This is a genomic window from Amycolatopsis sp. NPDC031561 (genome assembly GCF_055580625.1).
The window spans coordinates 1-15,780 of sequence record NZ_JBVILA010000036.1; the positions used below are offsets into that span (position 1 = coordinate 1).

The window sequence follows — 15,780 nt, forward strand, 5'->3', positions numbered from 1 at the left end:
GCGCGGAGGGGGAGTGGTGGGGGGGGGGGGGGGTTGGTGGGTGCGTTTTTTCGGGGGGGGGGGGGGGGGGGGTGGGGGGGGGGGGGGTCTCCCCCCCCCCCCCCCCCACCACGGATGTCGATCAGCCTCCGCAGATCCGGAAGGCGTAACAGGGCCCGCAGAATTCCTTGCAGGCGCCGTTCGTCGAACAGTTGCGACGGAAGTCGCTGCGCTCGCGGCAGTAGCAGTGCTTGTAGTACGGGTCCGGCGGGCAGCCCGCGCCCACGTCGGCCTTGGCCACGAACACGCCCAGCAGCTTGTCGCTGAAGGTTCCCAATGTCTTGCGCATGTTCCGCGCTCCTCACTTCCTCCGAGCCGGACGGCGTCGGCAGCGCCCAACGTAGGAAAGGCCGGTACACGAACGCGGATAACGCCGATACACGCCCGCGTGTATCGGCTGTGCACCCGGCGCGAAGTGAACGTCCGGCAAAGTCGAAGGTGATAGAACTGCCTTAAGGGGTCTCACGTTTCTGTCTCCAACTCTCGGGAGAGGTGTGAGTGTCATCGATCGAGTTCAGGGTTCTGGGGAGGCTCGAGGTACACACCGAAGGCGGGACGATCGCGCTGGGTTCGGCCAAACAGCGCAATCTGCTGGCCGTACTGCTGCTGCACCCGGGCCGGACGGTCCCGATTCGCAGGCTGATCCGGACGTTGTGGGGAGACGAGCCGCCGCTTTCGGCGGTGGCCAACCTGCGCACCTACGCGAACCGGCTCCGGGGAGTCTTGCCCGGGGACCGCATCTCCGGTCGCGCGTCGGGTTACGAAATTCTGCTGCGCCAAGGAGAATTGGATCTTCACGTGTTCGCCGAACGGGCGGGGGCGGGCAGGGCGGCACTCGCACGTCGTGACCACGCCGCCGCCGTCCGTCATCTCGGTGAGGCACTTTCCGCTTGCCGTGGCGCGGTGCTGGAAGATCTCTCCGACAACGAGGCACTCGCCGGTTCGATCGCGCCGGTGGAGGAACTGCGGCTTTCGGTCTCCGAGGACCATCTCGAAGCCCGGCTGCGTCTCGGCGAACACCGGGAGGTGATCGCGCCGCTGCGCGAGTTCGTCGCCGAACATCCGTTGCGGGAGCGGCCTTGGGCCCATCTGATGACCGCCCTGTATCGATCCGGTGATCCCGCCGGGGCGCTCGCCGTCTACACGGACTGCCGACGCGTGCTCGCCGACCGGCTCGGCCTGGAGCCGTCACCGGATCTGGCGAAACTGCATCGGGCGATGCTGGACCGGGATCCGGGGCTGACCACGGTCTCCCCCGCGCCGGTCACCACCGTCGGCGATCCGGCACCGAAAGCCTTTGTGCCACAAGAGCTTCCGGTGCGATGTCAGGCTTTCGGCGGCCGGGCGGGCGACGCCGCGCGGCTCGCCTCGCTGCTCGTCGGGCCGGAGCGATCCGGGCCGAAGGTCGCCGTGGTCCACGGCCCCTGCGGGATCGGCAAGAGCGCGCTGGTGCTGGAGGTGGCTCACCGGGTCGGTGCCCGGTTCCCGGGTGGACAGTTGTACGTCGACCTCGGCGTCGACGGTCGGGCTTCCCGGGTCCCTCCCCGGTTGCTGCGGCATCTCGGCGTCCCGGCGTCCGACATCCCGTGGACGCCGGACGAGGCCGCCGCCGTGCTGCGTTCGCGTCTTTCCCATCGAGCGGCACTCCTGGTGCTCGACGGCGCGTCGGAGTCCGCCGCGCTGCGCGCGCTCATCCCGGCGACGGGGTCGTGCGCGGTCCTGATCACCAGCCGCTCACCGCTGATGCTGGACGGCGCGGAGCACGTCGCACTCGGCCGTCTGTCCGAAAAGGATGGCCTGGACATCCTCGCCAGGGTCGCGGGCAGGTCCAGAGTGGACGCGGACCCCCGCGCGGCCGCCGAGATCGTCCGGCACTGCCACGGGATCCCGGCCGCGTTGAGGATCGCGGGCACGATACTGGCCAACCGGCCGACGCGGCCGTTGTCCTGGCTGGGGAACCGGCTCGCGCCGGAGGAGAGCAGGCTCGACGAACTGGGGTTCGGCGGGGAATCGTTGCGGGCCCTGTACCTGTCGGCGTTCCAGCCGATCGCGGCGGGCAAGGATCCGCTGGCGGCGTCCGCGTTCCGGTTGCTCGGCAGGCCGGGTTACGAGGTGTGCCGCACGGACCAGGCCGCCGACGCCCTCGGCATCTGCCCCCTGAAGGCCGAAGCCGCGCTGGATCGCCTGGTCGACCTGGGCCTCGCCGAATGGGGCGACGAGGACACCTACCGGTTGCCGCCGCTGATGCGGCTGTTCTCGGCCGACTTGGCGACGGCCGCCCCGGCCCAGCAGTCCGCGCTGGCCTGGTGAGCTCCGCACCGATTGATAATCCACAGGTTATCGATCGGTGCGGCTTTCCGCGTTGATCAAGGCGGAAAGCCGGGAGAGGCTTGTCCTGTCAGCGAGCCCGCTGAACACGGAAACCAAGGAGACGCCACCATGTTCGACCCCATCCTCCTCCGGGCCGCCGACGCCGAGATCGTCAGCGACGCGCCGGGCAGCGACATCACCCTGCTGGCCGACTCGGACACCACCGACGGTGGCTTCACCGCGAACCGCGCGACCTTGAAGCAGGGCGTCTTCGGCACCCCGGCCCACTTCCACACCCGCGCGACCGAGTTCTTCTTCGTCCTCGAAGGAAAGCTCCAGGTGCTCGTCGACGAAACCCTGCACACGCTGGAGAAGGGTGACTTCCTCGCCGTCCCGCCCCAGGTGCCGCACGCGTTCGGGCCCGCCGACGGCTCGGACGCCGACGTCCTGGTGACCTTCACGCCGGGCATGGCCCGCTTCGACTACTACCGGCTGCTGGAGCGCGTCGCCCGCGGCGAGGCCGACCCTTCGGAGATCGCTGCGTCCTCGAAGCAGTACGACAACCACTACGTCGACAGCCCGATCTGGCGCGCCGCCCGCGGTCAGTGAGCGTCAGCCGATGACCGCGGTCGCTTCGACCTCGACCAGGTGCTCGGGCACGTCGAGGGCCGCGACGCCGATCAGCGTGCCCGGCGGGACCGGGGTGCCGCCCAGCTTGGCGGCGGCCCGGTCCACTCCTTCGAGGAACAGCGCGAGCTTGTCCGGGGTCCAGTCGACGACGTAGACGGTCATCTTCGCGACGTCGTCGAAGGTGGCGCCGGCCCCGGCGAGCGCGGTGCCGATGTTCAGGTAGCACTGCTCGACCTGAGCGGCGAGATCGCCTTCGCCGACAGTGGCGCCGTCGGCGTCCCAGGCGACCTGTCCCGCGACGAAGACCAGCTTCGATCCCGTCGCGATCGAAACCTGCCGGTAGGCGAGGATCTCCGGCAGCCCCGCCGGGTTCACCAGGGTGATGCTCATCCGTACTCCTCGATTGTGGTCACTTGTGGTTACCCAGAAACCGTAGGAGAGTGTGAGGCGACCTGGAAGAACGCACTTTTTCGTGACTGGGGAACCTGATGGTGACCAAGCAGCTCAGCGGCACGGTGGACGACGCGGATCTGATGCGGGCGGACTCGCTGGCGCGGGAGATCTTCTCCGACGTCGCCAACAAGTGGGCCCTACTGATCATCGAGATGATCGGCGACCGCACACGGCGGTTCACCGAACTGCGGAACGACATCGAGGGCATCAGCCACAAGATGCTCACCCAGAACCTGCGCATGCTGGAACGCAACGGCCTGGTCGGGCGCACGGTGCATCCGACCGTGCCGCCACGGGTCGACTACACCCTCACCGAGGCGGGGCACGGCCTGCGCGCGACGGTCGACGGGATGTGCGACTGGACCCACCGGTTCCTCGGCCACATCGAGGACTCCCGCCGCCGGTTCGACACCCCTGTTAACGGTTAACGACCAGGCCAGGGCCTCGGCCGGTTCATTTACCCGCGTAACGGATCTATGCTCGGCGCGTGATGTCCGGCGGAGCGGAACCCCGGCCCGAGTTCGAGCGGTTGCTCCGTGACGGGCCCTTCGCCGACGCGCTGCGCGAGGCCATCCGGGCGCGCGGTCTCAGCCTGGAACGCCTGCGTGACCATCTGCGCGCTCGCGGCGTCTCGATCACCGCGGCGACGCTCAGCTATTGGCAGTCCGGGCGCAGTCGCCCGGAGCGCCGGGATTCGGTGCTCGCGCTCCGCCACCTCGAACAGGTGCTCGAAGTACCGCCCGGCTGCCTGACCGCGTTGCTCGGCCCGCCGCGCGCCCGCGGCCGATGGCCCGCCCGCACCGACGGCCTGCCCGAGATCGGCCGGTTCTGGCCGGACCGGACACGGATCGACGCGGCCGTCAGCGAGGTCGACACCCGGTGGGACGAACGGCTGACGAGGATCAGCCAGCACGACGTCGTCTCCGTCGGCCCCGGGCAGGAGGAGCTCGCGTTCCACTCGAAGCAGGTGCTGCGCGCCGAAGCCGACGGCCCGGACCGGTGGGTGGTCATCGTCCACATCGACGAACACGACCGGCCACTGCCTCAGGTGACCTCACTGCGCGGCTGCCGTCCCGGCCGGAGCGTGCACCGCCCGGAAGACGGACTTCTCGTGGTGGAGTTGCTCTTCGAACGGCCGCTCGCGAAAGGCGAAACGGTCATCACCGAACACACTCTGGTGAACAGCGCCCCGTTCCCGCACGCGACGAACTACGAACGCAAATTCCGCAGGCCCGCCCGGGAATACGTACTCGAGGTCCGGTTCTCCCCCGGCGTGCTCCCGGCGCGTTGCCGTCGCTATTCCGAACAGGACGGACAGCCCGCCGAGTGGACGGATGTTTTGCCCGGCAGAGATTCCGTGCACGGCGTCGCCCTGAATTTCGGCCCCGGCCGATTCGGCTTCGATTGGGACTGGGACTCTTAATTGTTAACGACTCGCGGGGCTACGATTTCGCGAGGTAAGGGAATTACCGTCGGCGCACCTACTTTTCGATTCGAGGAGTGCGCATGCGACGGCACAGTGCAGTGCTTTCTTATCTGAGTCTCGTGGCCTTGGCCGCGTTGGGGCTCAGTCCGACGGCTCAAGCCGCGTCACCACCGGCTCCGGCCCATCCCGACGCCGAAGTGAACGGCGTGGCCGCCGCGTTCGGGCTGACCGTCTCCGAAGCGAAGTCCCAGCTCTCCGCGCAAGACGACGCCCACCGGCTGGCCACGTCGCTGCCCGCCGGGCTGCGCGCCCGCACCGCCGGACAGTGGTTCGACGCGGCCACCGGCAAGCTCACCCTCGCTGTCACGAACGCCGCGGACGCCGACGCGGCGCGGGCGACCGGCGCCGAAACCCGGCTGGTGTCCCGGACCAAGGCCGACCTCGACCGGACCGACGACGCCGTCCGCGCGCTCGTCGGCGACGGTGTCCCCGGCGTGTTCGGCTGGGGTGTCGACGTCCGGAACAACGAGGTCGGTGTCTCGGTCGACCGCTCCCGCAAGACCGCCGAGACCGAGAGTTTCCTTTCCCGGGCAAGGGAAATCGGTGTGCGGATCACCGAAACCGGGTCTTCGCCGCGACAGCAGGCCGGCACGATCCAGACCGGGAGCCCGTGGTGGCCGGGCAGTGAGACTTATTGTTCGGTCGGCTTCGGTGCGACGGATTCTTCCGGCGGCAAGCACTTCCTCACCGCCGGGCACTGCACGAACGACCGCGACCAGGCCGCCTATGGCGCGCAGAGCCAGCAGAACCGCATCGGCACGTCCAACGTCGGCGGCACGCGCAGCGTCAACGCCCGCGAAGGCGACATGGGCGTTGTCGCGGTGACGCAGCCCGGCTGGGAACTCTCGGCCGCGGTCAACACCTGGGGCGAGCCCGCCGTCACCATCACGGGCTCGGCCGAGGCGATGGTCGGCGACCGGGTCTGCCACTCCGGCAACACCTCGAAGTGGAAATGCGGCGAGGTGAAGTACACGCACAAGTCCGTCGACTACGGCGGCGGGCTGATCATCGAGGACCTGACCTGGACGACGGCGTGTTCGCTCGGCGGCGACTCGGGCGGCGGCTGGCTGCTCGGCACCAAGGCGGTCGGCCTGCACGACGGCGGCCCGTCGAAATGCGTGGAGAACCCGAGCGACGGCGACATGTCCCTCTTCCAGCCGGTGATCGAAGCGCTGACCAAGTGGAACCTCACGCTGGTGACCGGCGGCGGCAACGGTGACACCACGGCCCCGAGCGCTCCCGGCAACGCACGGACCACCGGCACGACGTCGAACACCGTCTCGCTGGCCTGGGACGCGGCCACGGACAACGTCGGCGTCGCGGGTTACGACGTCTACAACGGCTCGACGCTGGCGACCTCCGTGACCGGGACCAGCGCCACCGTGACCGGTCTCGGCCCGGACACCTCCTACGCCTTCACGGTGAAGGCCCGCGACGCGGCGGGGAACGTGTCCCCCGCGAGCGGTGCCGTGTCCGCCAAGACGCAGCCGGGCAACAGCGGCGGGCGGACGCTGAGCAACGACGCGGACTTCCCGATCCGGGACTACCAGCAGGTGTTCAGCCCGGTGACCTCGACCCTCACCGGCCAGGCGGCGACCTCGCTCGGGATTTCGGTGACGATCCGGCACACCTGCGCCGAGGACCTCGGCATCACGCTCTTGGACCCGAAGGGCAAGGCCTACCCGCTCAAGTCCAGCGGCGGTTCGGCGTGCACGGCCTGGAACGGCGCGCGGACGTTCTCGGTGCCCGGCGCGTCGTCCCCGGCGGGCGGGAAGTGGCAGCTGCGGATCACCGACTACGGCCCCGGTGACACGGGCGTGCTCGACACCTGGTCGCTGACTCTCTAGGCCTCAGCGGCGCTCCAAGTACGTGAAGGCCCCCTTCATTGCGCCAGGCGCAGCGAAGGGGGCCTTCACGACGTCAGACGAGGCGAAGGACCCCATCGGTGAGACCTCGGTCAGGTGCGTCATGAGTGGCGATTCGGAGGAGCGGCGGTGTCGCGAAAGCCACTTTCAGGACACCAGATGTCCCGAAAGTGGCTTTCAAGACATCCGAAGCCGGCGATTGGGCGAGCGAGTGACCACGGATCCCGGGGCGGGGTGATAGGTCTCGCGAGTGGTTCTGAACACGCGAGATCCGTCTCCAATCACACGAGTCACGCCTTCACTCACCTTCGGTTCAGACACAACGCCACCTTTGTGCCTTACCCCTCAAGAACCGTCCCTGCCACTCACGAGGCCCACCCGCTTTCTAGGGCAAGCGGACGACCCGCAGGAACGCGGGCAGCAACCACGGCCGCGGGCCGCTGACCACGATCTTGCGGGTCAGCGCGGTCCGGGCCTTGCCGACCCGGTGGAACAGCATCAGGTTCAGCGACGGCGGATCGAACGCGATCCGCGCGTCGACCGGGCCGCCGGGCTCCTCGACCGTGACCCGCCCCCGGTGCAGCACCAACACGGCCGGAGTCGTGTACGCCGAGCGGAAGGCCACGGCGATGCGCCTTTCCCGCGGCGGTTCGTCGGAGTCGAGAAGGTGCCCGATGCCGTGCGTCAGCACGCCCACCAAGAAGAGATCGAAGAACAGCGCCGCGTCACCCGGCGGCATCGTCCACGGCAGTTTCAGCGCCTTGGCGATGTCCCAGCCGTGGATCTGCAGTTCGTTGACCAGGTGCGCGAGGACACCGGCCAGCGGCACTTGCGATCCGCCGAGCCAGTCCAGCGGGGTCGCCGGATCGGCGTCCTCGGTCACTCGCAGCAATTCCTCGATGTCAGCGAGCAACCCCGTCACCAGCACACCGATGTCGCGTTCGGGGAAATCCTCCAGCACCAAGGTGTTCAGCACGGAAACCGTGTCCACAGTGGTCTTTTCGAGCTGATCCCGACCTCGCGCGTCCAGTAACGGGGCATTGTCGGGCCGCACCAGCGACGTGTACATCTTCGCGATCAGCGCGACGTGGGCCACCGTGTCGGCCACCGTCCACTCCGAGGTGACCCTCGCGCCGGGATCCCGAATACCGGTCACCAGTTCGGCGAATCGTGTACCCGTCACCCGATAGGCGCGTCGCACCGACCGCCATTGATCAGCCGTGATCGCTCTGGTCACGACGCGATTTTATCGTGATACAGCGGGAAATCGGTTCCGCTCGCGTGCGGACCCGGTTTCCGCTGTGAGCGTAGTGACCGTACTCACTACGGAAATCGACGTGACACACACCGACCGGCACAGGCAGACTGAACGGGAGAATCAGCTTCGCCTTCGCTGTCGCCGAGGGCGGCCCACGCGGAACGCGCCCTTCCAGGAGCCCCAAACAGATGACCGAGACCCTGCCCGAAACCACTCACGACCAGGAAAGGGCACCGGCCAGCGCCGGGCTCCTGATCGGGGTCCTGGTCCTCTCCGCGTTCGTGATGATCCTCAACGAGACCATCCTGAGCGTCGCGCTGCGTGACCTGACGGTCGACCTCCAGGTCCCGACCACCACCGTGCAGTGGCTGACCAGTGGCTTCCTGCTCACCATGGCGGTCGTCATCCCGATCACCGGGTTCCTGCTCGAACGGTTCACCCCGCGCCAGGTCTTCCTCGCCTCCCTGACCCTGTTCAGCACCGGCACCCTGGTCAGCGCGCTCGCGCCGGGTTTCACGCTCCTGCTGACCGGACGGGTCATCCAGGCGTGCGGTACCGCGGTCATGCTGCCGCTGCTGATGACGACGGTGATGCGCCTGGTCCCGGTGGAGAAGCGTGGCGCCACGATGGGCACGATCACCATCGTCATCGCGGTCGCCCCCGCCATCGGCCCGACCATCGGCGGCGCGGTGCTCTCCTCGCTCGGCTGGCGCTGGATGTTCTGGATCGTGCTGCCGCTCTCGATCGCCGCGCTGGTGGTCGGCATGCTGCGGCTGCGGCTGGACAGCGAGACCCGCAAGGTGCCGCTGGACGTGCTGTCGGTGATCCTGTCCGCCGTCGGTTTCGGCGGCGTGCTGTACGGCCTGTCGACGTCCGGTGAATCGGCGGGCGGGCACCAGCCGGTGCCGCCGTGGGTGCCGATCGTCGTCGGGGCCGTGGCGCTCGCGGTGTTCACCTGGCGCCAGTTGCGCCTGCAGAAGGAAGACCGCGCGCTGCTGGACCTGCGCCCGTTCACCCACCGCAGCTTCGTCGTCTCGCTGGTGCTGACGGCGCTGCTGTTCATGTGCCTGCTCGGCGCCGCGGCGATCCTGCTCCCCCTGTACCTGCAGACCGTCCTGCACACCAGCACGTTCGTCAGCGGGCTCGCGGTGCTTCCCGGCGGCCTGGTCCTCGGGCTGCTCGGCCGCCCGGTCGGCGCGCTGTACGACCGCTTCGGTCCCCGGCCCCTGGTCATCCCCGGCGCGGCCGCGATGGCGGTCTCGTTGTGGCTGTTCGCCCTGCTCGGCCCGGGCTCACCGCTGGTCGCGGTCATCGCCATCCACGTCCTCCTGATGGGCGGGCTCGGGCTGATGATGACGCCGCTGATGACCGAGTCGCTCGGTTCGCTGCCCGAACACCTCTATTCGCACGGCAGCGCGATCCTCGCCACCCTGCAGCAGCTCGCCGGCGCGCTCGGCACCGCCGTGTTCATCGCGGTGGCCACGGCGAGCACGGTGACGGCCGGGTCGACCAGCCCTGACGCGGCGGGTATCCGCACCACGTTCATGGTCGCCGGCTGCGTCGGGCTGGCCGCGTTCGCCGGTTCGCTGTTCGTCAAGAAGAGCGCCACCGGCGCCCCGGCGGCCGCGCACCACTGACGACGGATCCGCTCACTTCGCGCCCGCCGTGGCCTCCACCGGAGGCTCGGCGGGCGCTCGTCGTCCGATCACCTTCCGGCCATAGGCGATGGCGGGCTGCTCGACCCACCTGCGCAGCGCGCAGGCGAACACCAGAGCGACCCCCGCGGTCGCCGCGGCCTTGGCGAACCCGCTGGGCAGCAGCCAGCCCGTCACCCCGGCGGCACCGGTCTGGGCGAGGTAAAGCGCGTACGACCGATCGCCGACGAAGGTCATCGGCCTGCTCGAGAGCAGTTTCCGGACCGGCCCCGGCGAAACGACGGCCACGAGCAGCAGCGCCGAGCCCGCCGCGTAGACCGGGACCACGAACTGCCAGTGCCCGCCGAGCGCCTTCGCCAGCGATCCGACGGAGAACTGCAGCACGACGAACCCGCAGCCGATCACCGTGGCGGCGACGGGGCTGGTCAGCGGCCGGAACAGGGCGAACCCGCGCGGATGGTGGAGCGTCATCGCCAGCAGGCAGCCGATGACCAGCGAGCAGTAATGCACCGAAAGGCTCGCCCAGGTGTGCGTCGGAGCCAACGGCAGCGCAATCGTCACCACGCCGAGGACGGCCGACGCGCCGAGTAGCAGGCGCAGCGCCGTCTTCCCGCTTCGCGCGAACGAGGTGAGCACCAGCAGCGCGGGCCAGACCAGGTAGAACTTCTCCTCCACCCCCAGCGACCACGACGTCGGATAGGGCGTGTTGAAGTCGACGAGTTCGTTGCCGAAGACCAGGTAGTACGGCATGGCGTCGGCGAGCCTGCTGCTCTGGTAGGTGCCGCCGAGCGTCACCGCGAGCGTGGTCAGCGCCAGGAGCAGGAAGTACACCGGCAGGATCCGGAAGACGCGGCGCAGGTAGAACTCGCGCAGCGAGATCCGGCCGGTGCGGTCTTCTTCGCGCAGGGACAGGGTGGTGATCAGGAACCCGGACAGCACGAAGAACAGCTGCACGGCGATCCAGCCCTGCAGCGGGTCCAGGGCAGGGCCTCCGTAATGGAAGAACACGACGGCCACGGCGGCGAGCGCGCGTACGCCGGTGAGACCCGGGAACCAGGACGACGCCAGGTAGTCGGCGTGGCCGAGCGGCTGCCACCAGGAGCGGCGCGAAAGGTCGGACATGGCCCGTAGGTTCGGGCCCGGACGCTGAACCGAAGCTTAAGGAAGCTGAAGACGTCTTCAGCTTCGCGTTTCGGCCAAGGGCAGCCGGACGACCAGGCGGGCACCGCCGTCGTGCTCGGTGACCTCGGCCGTGCCGCCGTGCGCGTGGGCGATGTCGGCGACGATCGCCAGACCGAGGCCGGCGCCACCGTCGTCACGGGCGCGTCCGTCGTCCAGCCGCACGAAGCGGTCGAACACGCGCTCGCGATCCTCGGCGGGAATGCCGGGGCCGTCGTCGGTGACCGACACCACGGCGAAGCCGTCCTTTGTGGACACCGTGACCTCGACGCCGGTCCTGGTGTGACGTTGCGCGTTGTCGACCAGGTTGCGCAGCAGCCGTTCCAGCCGCCCGCGATTCCCGGGGACGATCGGATCTCCCTCGATCACCGCGCGGACGCCCCTGCGTCCGGAGAGACAGGATTCGACCACTTCGGACAGCCGCACCGGCGTGAGCCGCTCCGGTTCCGCGTTGTCCAGTTTGCCGAGCAGCACGAGATCCGCGACGAGGTCCTGCAGCCGGGTGATGTCGAGGAGCGCGTTGCGGCAGGCGTCGCGCCAGTCCAGCCTGTCCGGATGCGCGAGCAGCACTTCCAACTGGGTCCGCAGGGAGGCCAGCGGCGTGCGGAGTTCGTGCGACGCGTCCGAGGTGAACCGGCTCTGCCGGGTGATCGAGGTGTCCAGGCGGGCGAGCATCGTGTTCATCGTGTCCGCGAGCTTCGCGATCTCGTCGGCGCTGTCCGGTGCCGGGACCCGGCGGGACAGGTCGTGCGCGCCGATTTCCGCGACCTCCGAACGGATCGCTTCGACCGGACGCAGCGACCGGCGCACCGCGAGCCACGCGATCACCCCGATCAGCAGCGCGATCACCGGGACACCCACCAGCAGCGTCACGCGCACCGCATCGAGCGCCGCCTGTCCGGACTCGTCGACGATGGCGGCGCCGTAGACCCGGTACTTACTGTCGCCGCTCACGGTGCCCGCCACGTGCAGCCGGAGTCCGTTCCCCTCAGGATCTTCCCCGAGCGCACTCGCGCAGAAGCCGGATTCCCGCCTGGCGAGGTCGACGTCGCCAGGCTTGAGGATCTGGACACTGTCGCCGTACCCGAAGCCTCCGTCCGGGACGATCCTCCCGGAACGCAGGCCGGGACAAGACGCGACCCGCTCGCCGGTTTGGGTGGTCACCTCGTAGATCGAAGCCTGCACGAGGAGCCGCAGATCGGCCGGAGCGGCGCCGGTGTTCAGCACCTGGACGATCGCGGCCGCGCGCTCCCTCGCCACCTGCACGGCGCCGTTGCCCAGCCGGTTCTGGGCATCGAGCACCAGCCACGCCGAGACGGTGCCCAACGCGATGGCCGAGGCCACGAACGACGTCAGCGCGACCCGGAACCGGGTGGTCCGCCAGAACCTACGCACCGGAACCCACCACGTGATAGCCGGCGCCGCGGACCGTCCGGATCGTCTCCGCCCCGAACGGCAGGTCGATCTTGCGCCGCAGCGCGCTCATGTGGACCTCCACCAGGTTCGCGGTCGCCGACGCCGCGAAGTCCCACAGGTTCTCCAGCAGTTCGGCCTTCGTGACGACCTCGCCCTGCCGTTTCATCAGGTACGCCAGCAGGGCGAACTCCTTGGTGGTCAACGGGATCTCGGCCGTGCCGCGACGGCAGGTGTGACTCGCCTGGTCGAGTTCGAGGTCGCCGAGCCGCAGCGTGCCCGGCCGGGTCGCTCCCCCGCGCCGGATCAGCGCCCGCAACCGGGAGAGCAGGACGCCGTAGGAGAACGGCTTCGGCAGGAAGTCGTCGGCGCCGGTGTCCAGCGCCTCGATTTCGTCGTCCTCGCCATCTTTCGCGGTCAGCATGAGGATCGGCGTGGTGTCGCCTCGTTCGCGCAGCCTCCGGCAGACGCGGTAGCCGTTGAGGCCGGGCAGCATGATGTCGAGGATCATCGCGGAGTACGGATGTTCGGCGGCGTACCAAAGCGCGTCGCGGCCGTTGTGCGCGACGTCCACGGCGTAGCCCTCGGCGCTCAGCCCCGCCCGCAGCGATTCGGCCAGCCGCCGCTCGTCCTCCACGAGCAAGATCCTCATCCGCTCACGATCCCATACGCCCGGGCACAAATGCCCTCATGGCACGGTGAGCCCGCTGCCACCATCCGGTCATGCCCGCCCACCGCCTCCGTGGAGCGCTTCTCGCGGCGCTCGCAGTCACCACCGTCGCCGGCTGTTCCTCCGAACCCGAGCCGCCGCCCACCTACCGTCTCAACGGTGACGACGCGTGCGCGGCGGTGAACACGGCCGACTTCGAGGCCCTCACCCGCGGCACGCCGACGAAGACCCCCAGCAAGCTGACCGCGGGGCTCGGCGGCGGGAACTGCAAGATGGAATTCGACGGTTCCGGCGGCTACGCCACGCTGACCACCTTCATCGCGATCCACCCGACGGGGGAAACCGCCGCCAGGGCCATGTACGACGACTTCCGGAAGAGCGACGGCGAGCGGGCGACCCCCGGCGCCGACATCACCGTGGCCGACGTCGAAGGCTTCGGATCGGCGGCGTACCTGTACCGGCAGCACGACGACAAGAGGCCTTGGGCCGTCGACGATTTCTGGCTCTACAAGTACGACGTCCAGCACGGCGCGCTGGTGCTCACGGTCGTCGGCAGCGGATACGCCAAGAAGGCCGACGGCTGGCCGGCCACGGAGGACGACATGAAGGCCAAGGTCAAGAAGAGCGCCGAAGACACCATGAAGGCACTCAAAGCCTGATCGCCGCTGTTCGGGGGAAGGCCCGCGTCCGTCAGGGCGAGCCTTCCGCCGGGCGGCTCAGTTCTTTCGTCGCTTTCTGGGAGCGATCCCACAATCCGGGCCCACCGACCTTGTCACGACCGATCCACCCCTTTACGGTCCCCATGGGAGCGCTCCCATAAATCGGATTCCGGTCGCAAGGAGGCGACGTATGAGATTCCGCAGAAAGGGTGTTTCGGCACCACTGGCCGTCACCGCGGTACTCGCGATGGTGGCGGTGCCGGTGGTACTGGGCTCGAACGCCCAAGCGGCGCCGGGCTGCAAGGTCGACTACACGATCACCAACCAATGGGACACCGGCTTCGGGGCCACCGTGACCGTCACCAACCTCGGCGACGCGATCAGCGGCGGCTGGACACTCGGCTGGGACTTCCCCGGGAACCAGCAGGTCCAGCAGGGCTGGAACGGGGCCTTCACCCAGCAGGGCACGCGAGTGACGGTCCGCGACGCCGGGTGGAACGGCTCGCTCGGAACCGGCGCCACGGTCTCCCCCGGCTTCAACGGAAGCTTCTCCGGCACCAACGGGAAGCCCGCCGTCTTCACCTTGAACGGCACCGCCTGCACCGGCTCCACCGTCCCGACCACCACGACGTCGCCCACCACCACGACCACGACACCGGGGCCGGGCGGTCCCAAGGCGGACAACCCTTACGCCGGCGCCGAGGTGTACGTGAACCCGGATTGGTCGGCGAAGGCCGCGGCGGAACCGGGCGGTGACCGGATAGCGAATCAGCCCACCGGCGTCTGGCTCGACCGGATCGCCGCCATCGCGGGCACGAGCACCGGCCGCGGGCTCCGCGGGCATCTGGACGGAGCGCTCCAGCAAGCCGCCGGGAAACCGCTGGTCGTCCAGCTGGTGATCTACAACCTGCCGGGCCGCGACTGCGCCGCGCTCGCGTCGAACGGCGAACTCAAGGCGGACGAACTCCCGAGGTACAAGGCGGAGTACATCGACCCGATCGCCGCGATCCTCGCCGATCCGAAGTACTCGGCGCTGCGCGTGGTGACGGTGATCGAGATCGACTCACTGCCGAACCTGGTCACCAACGTGACGCCCCGGCCGACGGCCACACCCCAGTGCGACGTCATGAAGGCCAACGGGAACTACGTCTCCGGCGTCGGCTACGCGCTGGCGAAGTTCGGCGCGATCCCCAACGTCTACAACTACATCGACGCCGGGCATCACGGCTGGCTCGGCTGGGACGACAACCTCGCCCCGTCCGCCGCGCTCTTCGCCCAGGCCGCGCGGACCTCCGGCGGCACGACGGCCAACGTGCACGGTTTCATCGCGAACACCGCGAACTACGGCGCGCTCAAGGAGCCGTACTTCGCCGTGAACGACAGTGTCGGCGGAACTTCGGTGCGGACGTCGAAGTGGGTCGACTGGAACCGCTACGTCGACGAGCTGTCCTACGCCCAGGCGTTCCGGCAGGAGGCGATCCGCGCCGGATTCCCGTCGGACGTCGGCATGCTCATCGACACTTCACGCAACGGCTGGGGCGGCACGGCGCGCCCGGCCGGTCCCGGCCCGTCCACCACCGTGGACGCCTACGTGAACGGGAGCAGGACGGATCGCCGCATTCATCTCGGGAACTGGTGCAACCAGTCGGGCGCGGGCCTCGGCGAACGTCCCAAGGCCGCACCCGAGGCCGGGATCGACGCCTACGTCTGGATCAAGCCGCCGGGCGAGTCCGACGGTGCCAGCAAAGAGATCCCGAACACCGAGGGCAAGGGTTTCGACCGGATGTGCGACCCGACGTACACCGGCAACCCGCGGAACCAGAACAACCTCTCCGGGGCGCTGCCCGACGCGCCGCTTTCCGGGCACTGGTTCTCGGCGCAGTTCCAGGAGTTGCTGAAGAACGCTTATCCCGCACTGTAGGTGGTGGAGCTCGTGAGTGGTAAGGACGGTTAGAACCGTCCTTACCACTCACGAGGCGCCGGATTCTCCTTGCGCGGCACCGGTGATATTGCGAAAGCCTCGTTCGCAACACCGTTCTCCTGGGTGACGCCGTTACTGACCGGAGCCGAAGGCTCAGACCGTGTGGGTCGGGGTGCCGGGAAAAACACTTTCTCCAACTCCTACCTTCCCAAAACAGATTTTTCCGCACCACCACACACCCC

Annotated in this window: 14 protein-coding genes; 8 read left to right on the top strand and 6 right to left on the bottom strand. The window is 68.9% G+C overall.

Going from position 1 to position 15,780, the window contains the following annotated elements; translation table 11 throughout:
• Positions 1–121: 121 nt before the first annotated feature.
• On the bottom strand, positions 122–328 hold the full coding sequence (locus ACZ5IK_RS41055; protein WP_101608155.1) for a hypothetical protein: 207 nt from the start codon (positions 326–328) through the stop codon (positions 122–124).
• Positions 329–537: 209 nt separating this feature from the next.
• Here ACZ5IK_RS41055 and ACZ5IK_RS41060 point away from each other — a divergent pair, with 209 nt between their 5' ends.
• The gene (locus ACZ5IK_RS41060) at positions 538–2,349 is read left to right on the top strand and encodes an AfsR/SARP family transcriptional regulator (RefSeq protein ID WP_465492648.1); all 1,812 of its coding nucleotides are present in this window, start codon (positions 538–540) and stop codon (positions 2,347–2,349) included.
• Positions 2,350–2,478: 129 nt separating this feature from the next.
• Complete coding sequence (locus tag ACZ5IK_RS41065) at positions 2,479–2,958, top strand: cupin domain-containing protein (protein WP_101608157.1); 480 nt, start codon at positions 2,479–2,481, stop codon at positions 2,956–2,958.
• 3 nt (positions 2,959–2,961) lie between these two features.
• Here ACZ5IK_RS41065 and ACZ5IK_RS41070 read toward each other — a convergent pair whose 3' ends face one another.
• Positions 2,962–3,369 carry a RidA family protein gene (locus ACZ5IK_RS41070; protein WP_465492649.1) on the bottom strand — a complete coding sequence of 136 codons (408 nt, stop codon included), beginning with the start codon at positions 3,367–3,369 and terminating at the stop codon, positions 2,962–2,964.
• A gap of 98 nt (positions 3,370–3,467) precedes the next feature.
• Here ACZ5IK_RS41070 and ACZ5IK_RS41075 point away from each other — a divergent pair, with 98 nt between their 5' ends.
• The 3 genes from ACZ5IK_RS41075 to ACZ5IK_RS41085 all read left to right on the top strand — a co-directional run bounded on the left by ACZ5IK_RS41075 (position 3,468) and on the right by ACZ5IK_RS41085 (position 6,765).
• Positions 3,468–3,860, top strand: coding sequence for a winged helix-turn-helix transcriptional regulator (locus ACZ5IK_RS41075; protein ID WP_465492650.1), 393 nt, complete (start codon positions 3,468–3,470; stop codon positions 3,858–3,860).
• Positions 3,861–3,922: 62 nt separating this feature from the next.
• Positions 3,923–4,855, top strand: coding sequence for a helix-turn-helix domain-containing protein (locus tag ACZ5IK_RS41080; RefSeq protein WP_465492705.1), 933 nt, complete (start codon positions 3,923–3,925; stop codon positions 4,853–4,855).
• An 83-nt stretch (positions 4,856–4,938) separates the two neighbouring features.
• The gene (locus ACZ5IK_RS41085; RefSeq protein ID WP_465492651.1) at positions 4,939–6,765 is read left to right on the top strand and encodes a proprotein convertase P-domain-containing protein; all 1,827 of its coding nucleotides are present in this window, start codon (positions 4,939–4,941) and stop codon (positions 6,763–6,765) included.
• A 403-nt stretch (positions 6,766–7,168) separates the two neighbouring features.
• Here ACZ5IK_RS41085 and ACZ5IK_RS41090 read toward each other — a convergent pair whose 3' ends face one another.
• Positions 7,169–8,020 carry a maleylpyruvate isomerase N-terminal domain-containing protein gene (locus tag ACZ5IK_RS41090; RefSeq protein ID WP_465492652.1) on the bottom strand — a complete coding sequence of 284 codons (852 nt, stop codon included), beginning with the start codon at positions 8,018–8,020 and terminating at the stop codon, positions 7,169–7,171.
• 209 nt (positions 8,021–8,229) lie between these two features.
• On the opposite strand from ACZ5IK_RS41090, the gene ACZ5IK_RS41095 reads away from it, so the two are divergent.
• Entirely contained in the window at positions 8,230–9,678 is a 1,449-nt protein-coding gene (locus ACZ5IK_RS41095) for a DHA2 family efflux MFS transporter permease subunit (RefSeq protein ID WP_465492653.1), read from the top strand.
• A gap of 12 nt (positions 9,679–9,690) precedes the next feature.
• On the opposite strand, the gene ACZ5IK_RS41100 is transcribed toward ACZ5IK_RS41095, so the two are convergent.
• The 3 genes from ACZ5IK_RS41100 to ACZ5IK_RS41110 are packed head-to-tail and all read right to left on the bottom strand — an operon-like array spanning position 9,691 to position 12,940.
• A complete protein-coding gene (locus tag ACZ5IK_RS41100) occupies positions 9,691–10,818 on the bottom strand; it encodes an acyltransferase family protein (RefSeq protein WP_465492654.1) in 1,128 nt (375 codons plus the stop codon).
• 57 nt (positions 10,819–10,875) lie between these two features.
• Positions 10,876–12,270 carry an ATP-binding protein gene (locus ACZ5IK_RS41105; RefSeq protein ID WP_465492655.1) on the bottom strand — a complete coding sequence of 465 codons (1,395 nt, stop codon included), beginning with the start codon at positions 12,268–12,270 and terminating at the stop codon, positions 10,876–10,878.
• Positions 12,263–12,940: a response regulator transcription factor gene (locus tag ACZ5IK_RS41110; protein WP_101608165.1), complete on the bottom strand. Its 678-nt coding sequence runs from the start codon at positions 12,938–12,940 to the stop codon at positions 12,263–12,265. Before ACZ5IK_RS41110 ends, ACZ5IK_RS41105 begins: the two co-directional genes overlap by 8 nt.
• Positions 12,941–13,011: 71 nt before the next feature.
• Here ACZ5IK_RS41110 and ACZ5IK_RS41115 point away from each other — a divergent pair, with 71 nt between their 5' ends.
• Both ACZ5IK_RS41115 and ACZ5IK_RS41120 read left to right on the top strand, forming a co-directional pair.
• Positions 13,012–13,617 (top strand): hypothetical protein, encoded by a 606-nt coding sequence (locus tag ACZ5IK_RS41115; protein ID WP_465492656.1) that lies wholly within the window; start codon positions 13,012–13,014, stop codon positions 13,615–13,617.
• Between the two features lie 190 nt (positions 13,618–13,807).
• Positions 13,808–15,538: a glycoside hydrolase family 6 protein gene (locus ACZ5IK_RS41120; RefSeq protein WP_465492657.1), complete on the top strand. Its 1,731-nt coding sequence runs from the start codon at positions 13,808–13,810 to the stop codon at positions 15,536–15,538.
• Positions 15,539–15,780 lie beyond the last annotated feature (242 nt).

Coding starts and splice junctions, on each gene's coding strand:
- ACZ5IK_RS41120 (WP_465492657.1), top strand. CDS start 13,808: ATGAGATTCCGCAGAAAGGGTGTTTCGGCACCACTGGCCGTCACCGCG.
- ACZ5IK_RS41080 (WP_465492705.1), top strand. CDS start 3,923: ATGTCCGGCGGAGCGGAACCCCGGCCCGAGTTCGAGCGGTTGCTCCGT.
- ACZ5IK_RS41095 (WP_465492653.1), top strand. CDS start 8,230: ATGACCGAGACCCTGCCCGAAACCACTCACGACCAGGAAAGGGCACCG.
- ACZ5IK_RS41110 (WP_101608165.1), bottom strand. CDS start 12,940: ATGAGGATCTTGCTCGTGGAGGACGAGCGGCGGCTGGCCGAATCGCTG.
- ACZ5IK_RS41055 (WP_101608155.1), bottom strand. CDS start 328: ATGCGCAAGACATTGGGAACCTTCAGCGACAAGCTGCTGGGCGTGTTC.
- ACZ5IK_RS41115 (WP_465492656.1), top strand. CDS start 13,012: ATGCCCGCCCACCGCCTCCGTGGAGCGCTTCTCGCGGCGCTCGCAGTC.
- ACZ5IK_RS41100 (WP_465492654.1), bottom strand. CDS start 10,818: ATGTCCGACCTTTCGCGCCGCTCCTGGTGGCAGCCGCTCGGCCACGCC.
- ACZ5IK_RS41085 (WP_465492651.1), top strand. CDS start 4,939: ATGCGACGGCACAGTGCAGTGCTTTCTTATCTGAGTCTCGTGGCCTTG.
- ACZ5IK_RS41070 (WP_465492649.1), bottom strand. CDS start 3,369: ATGAGCATCACCCTGGTGAACCCGGCGGGGCTGCCGGAGATCCTCGCC.
- ACZ5IK_RS41065 (WP_101608157.1), top strand. CDS start 2,479: ATGTTCGACCCCATCCTCCTCCGGGCCGCCGACGCCGAGATCGTCAGC.
- ACZ5IK_RS41075 (WP_465492650.1), top strand. CDS start 3,468: ATGGTGACCAAGCAGCTCAGCGGCACGGTGGACGACGCGGATCTGATG.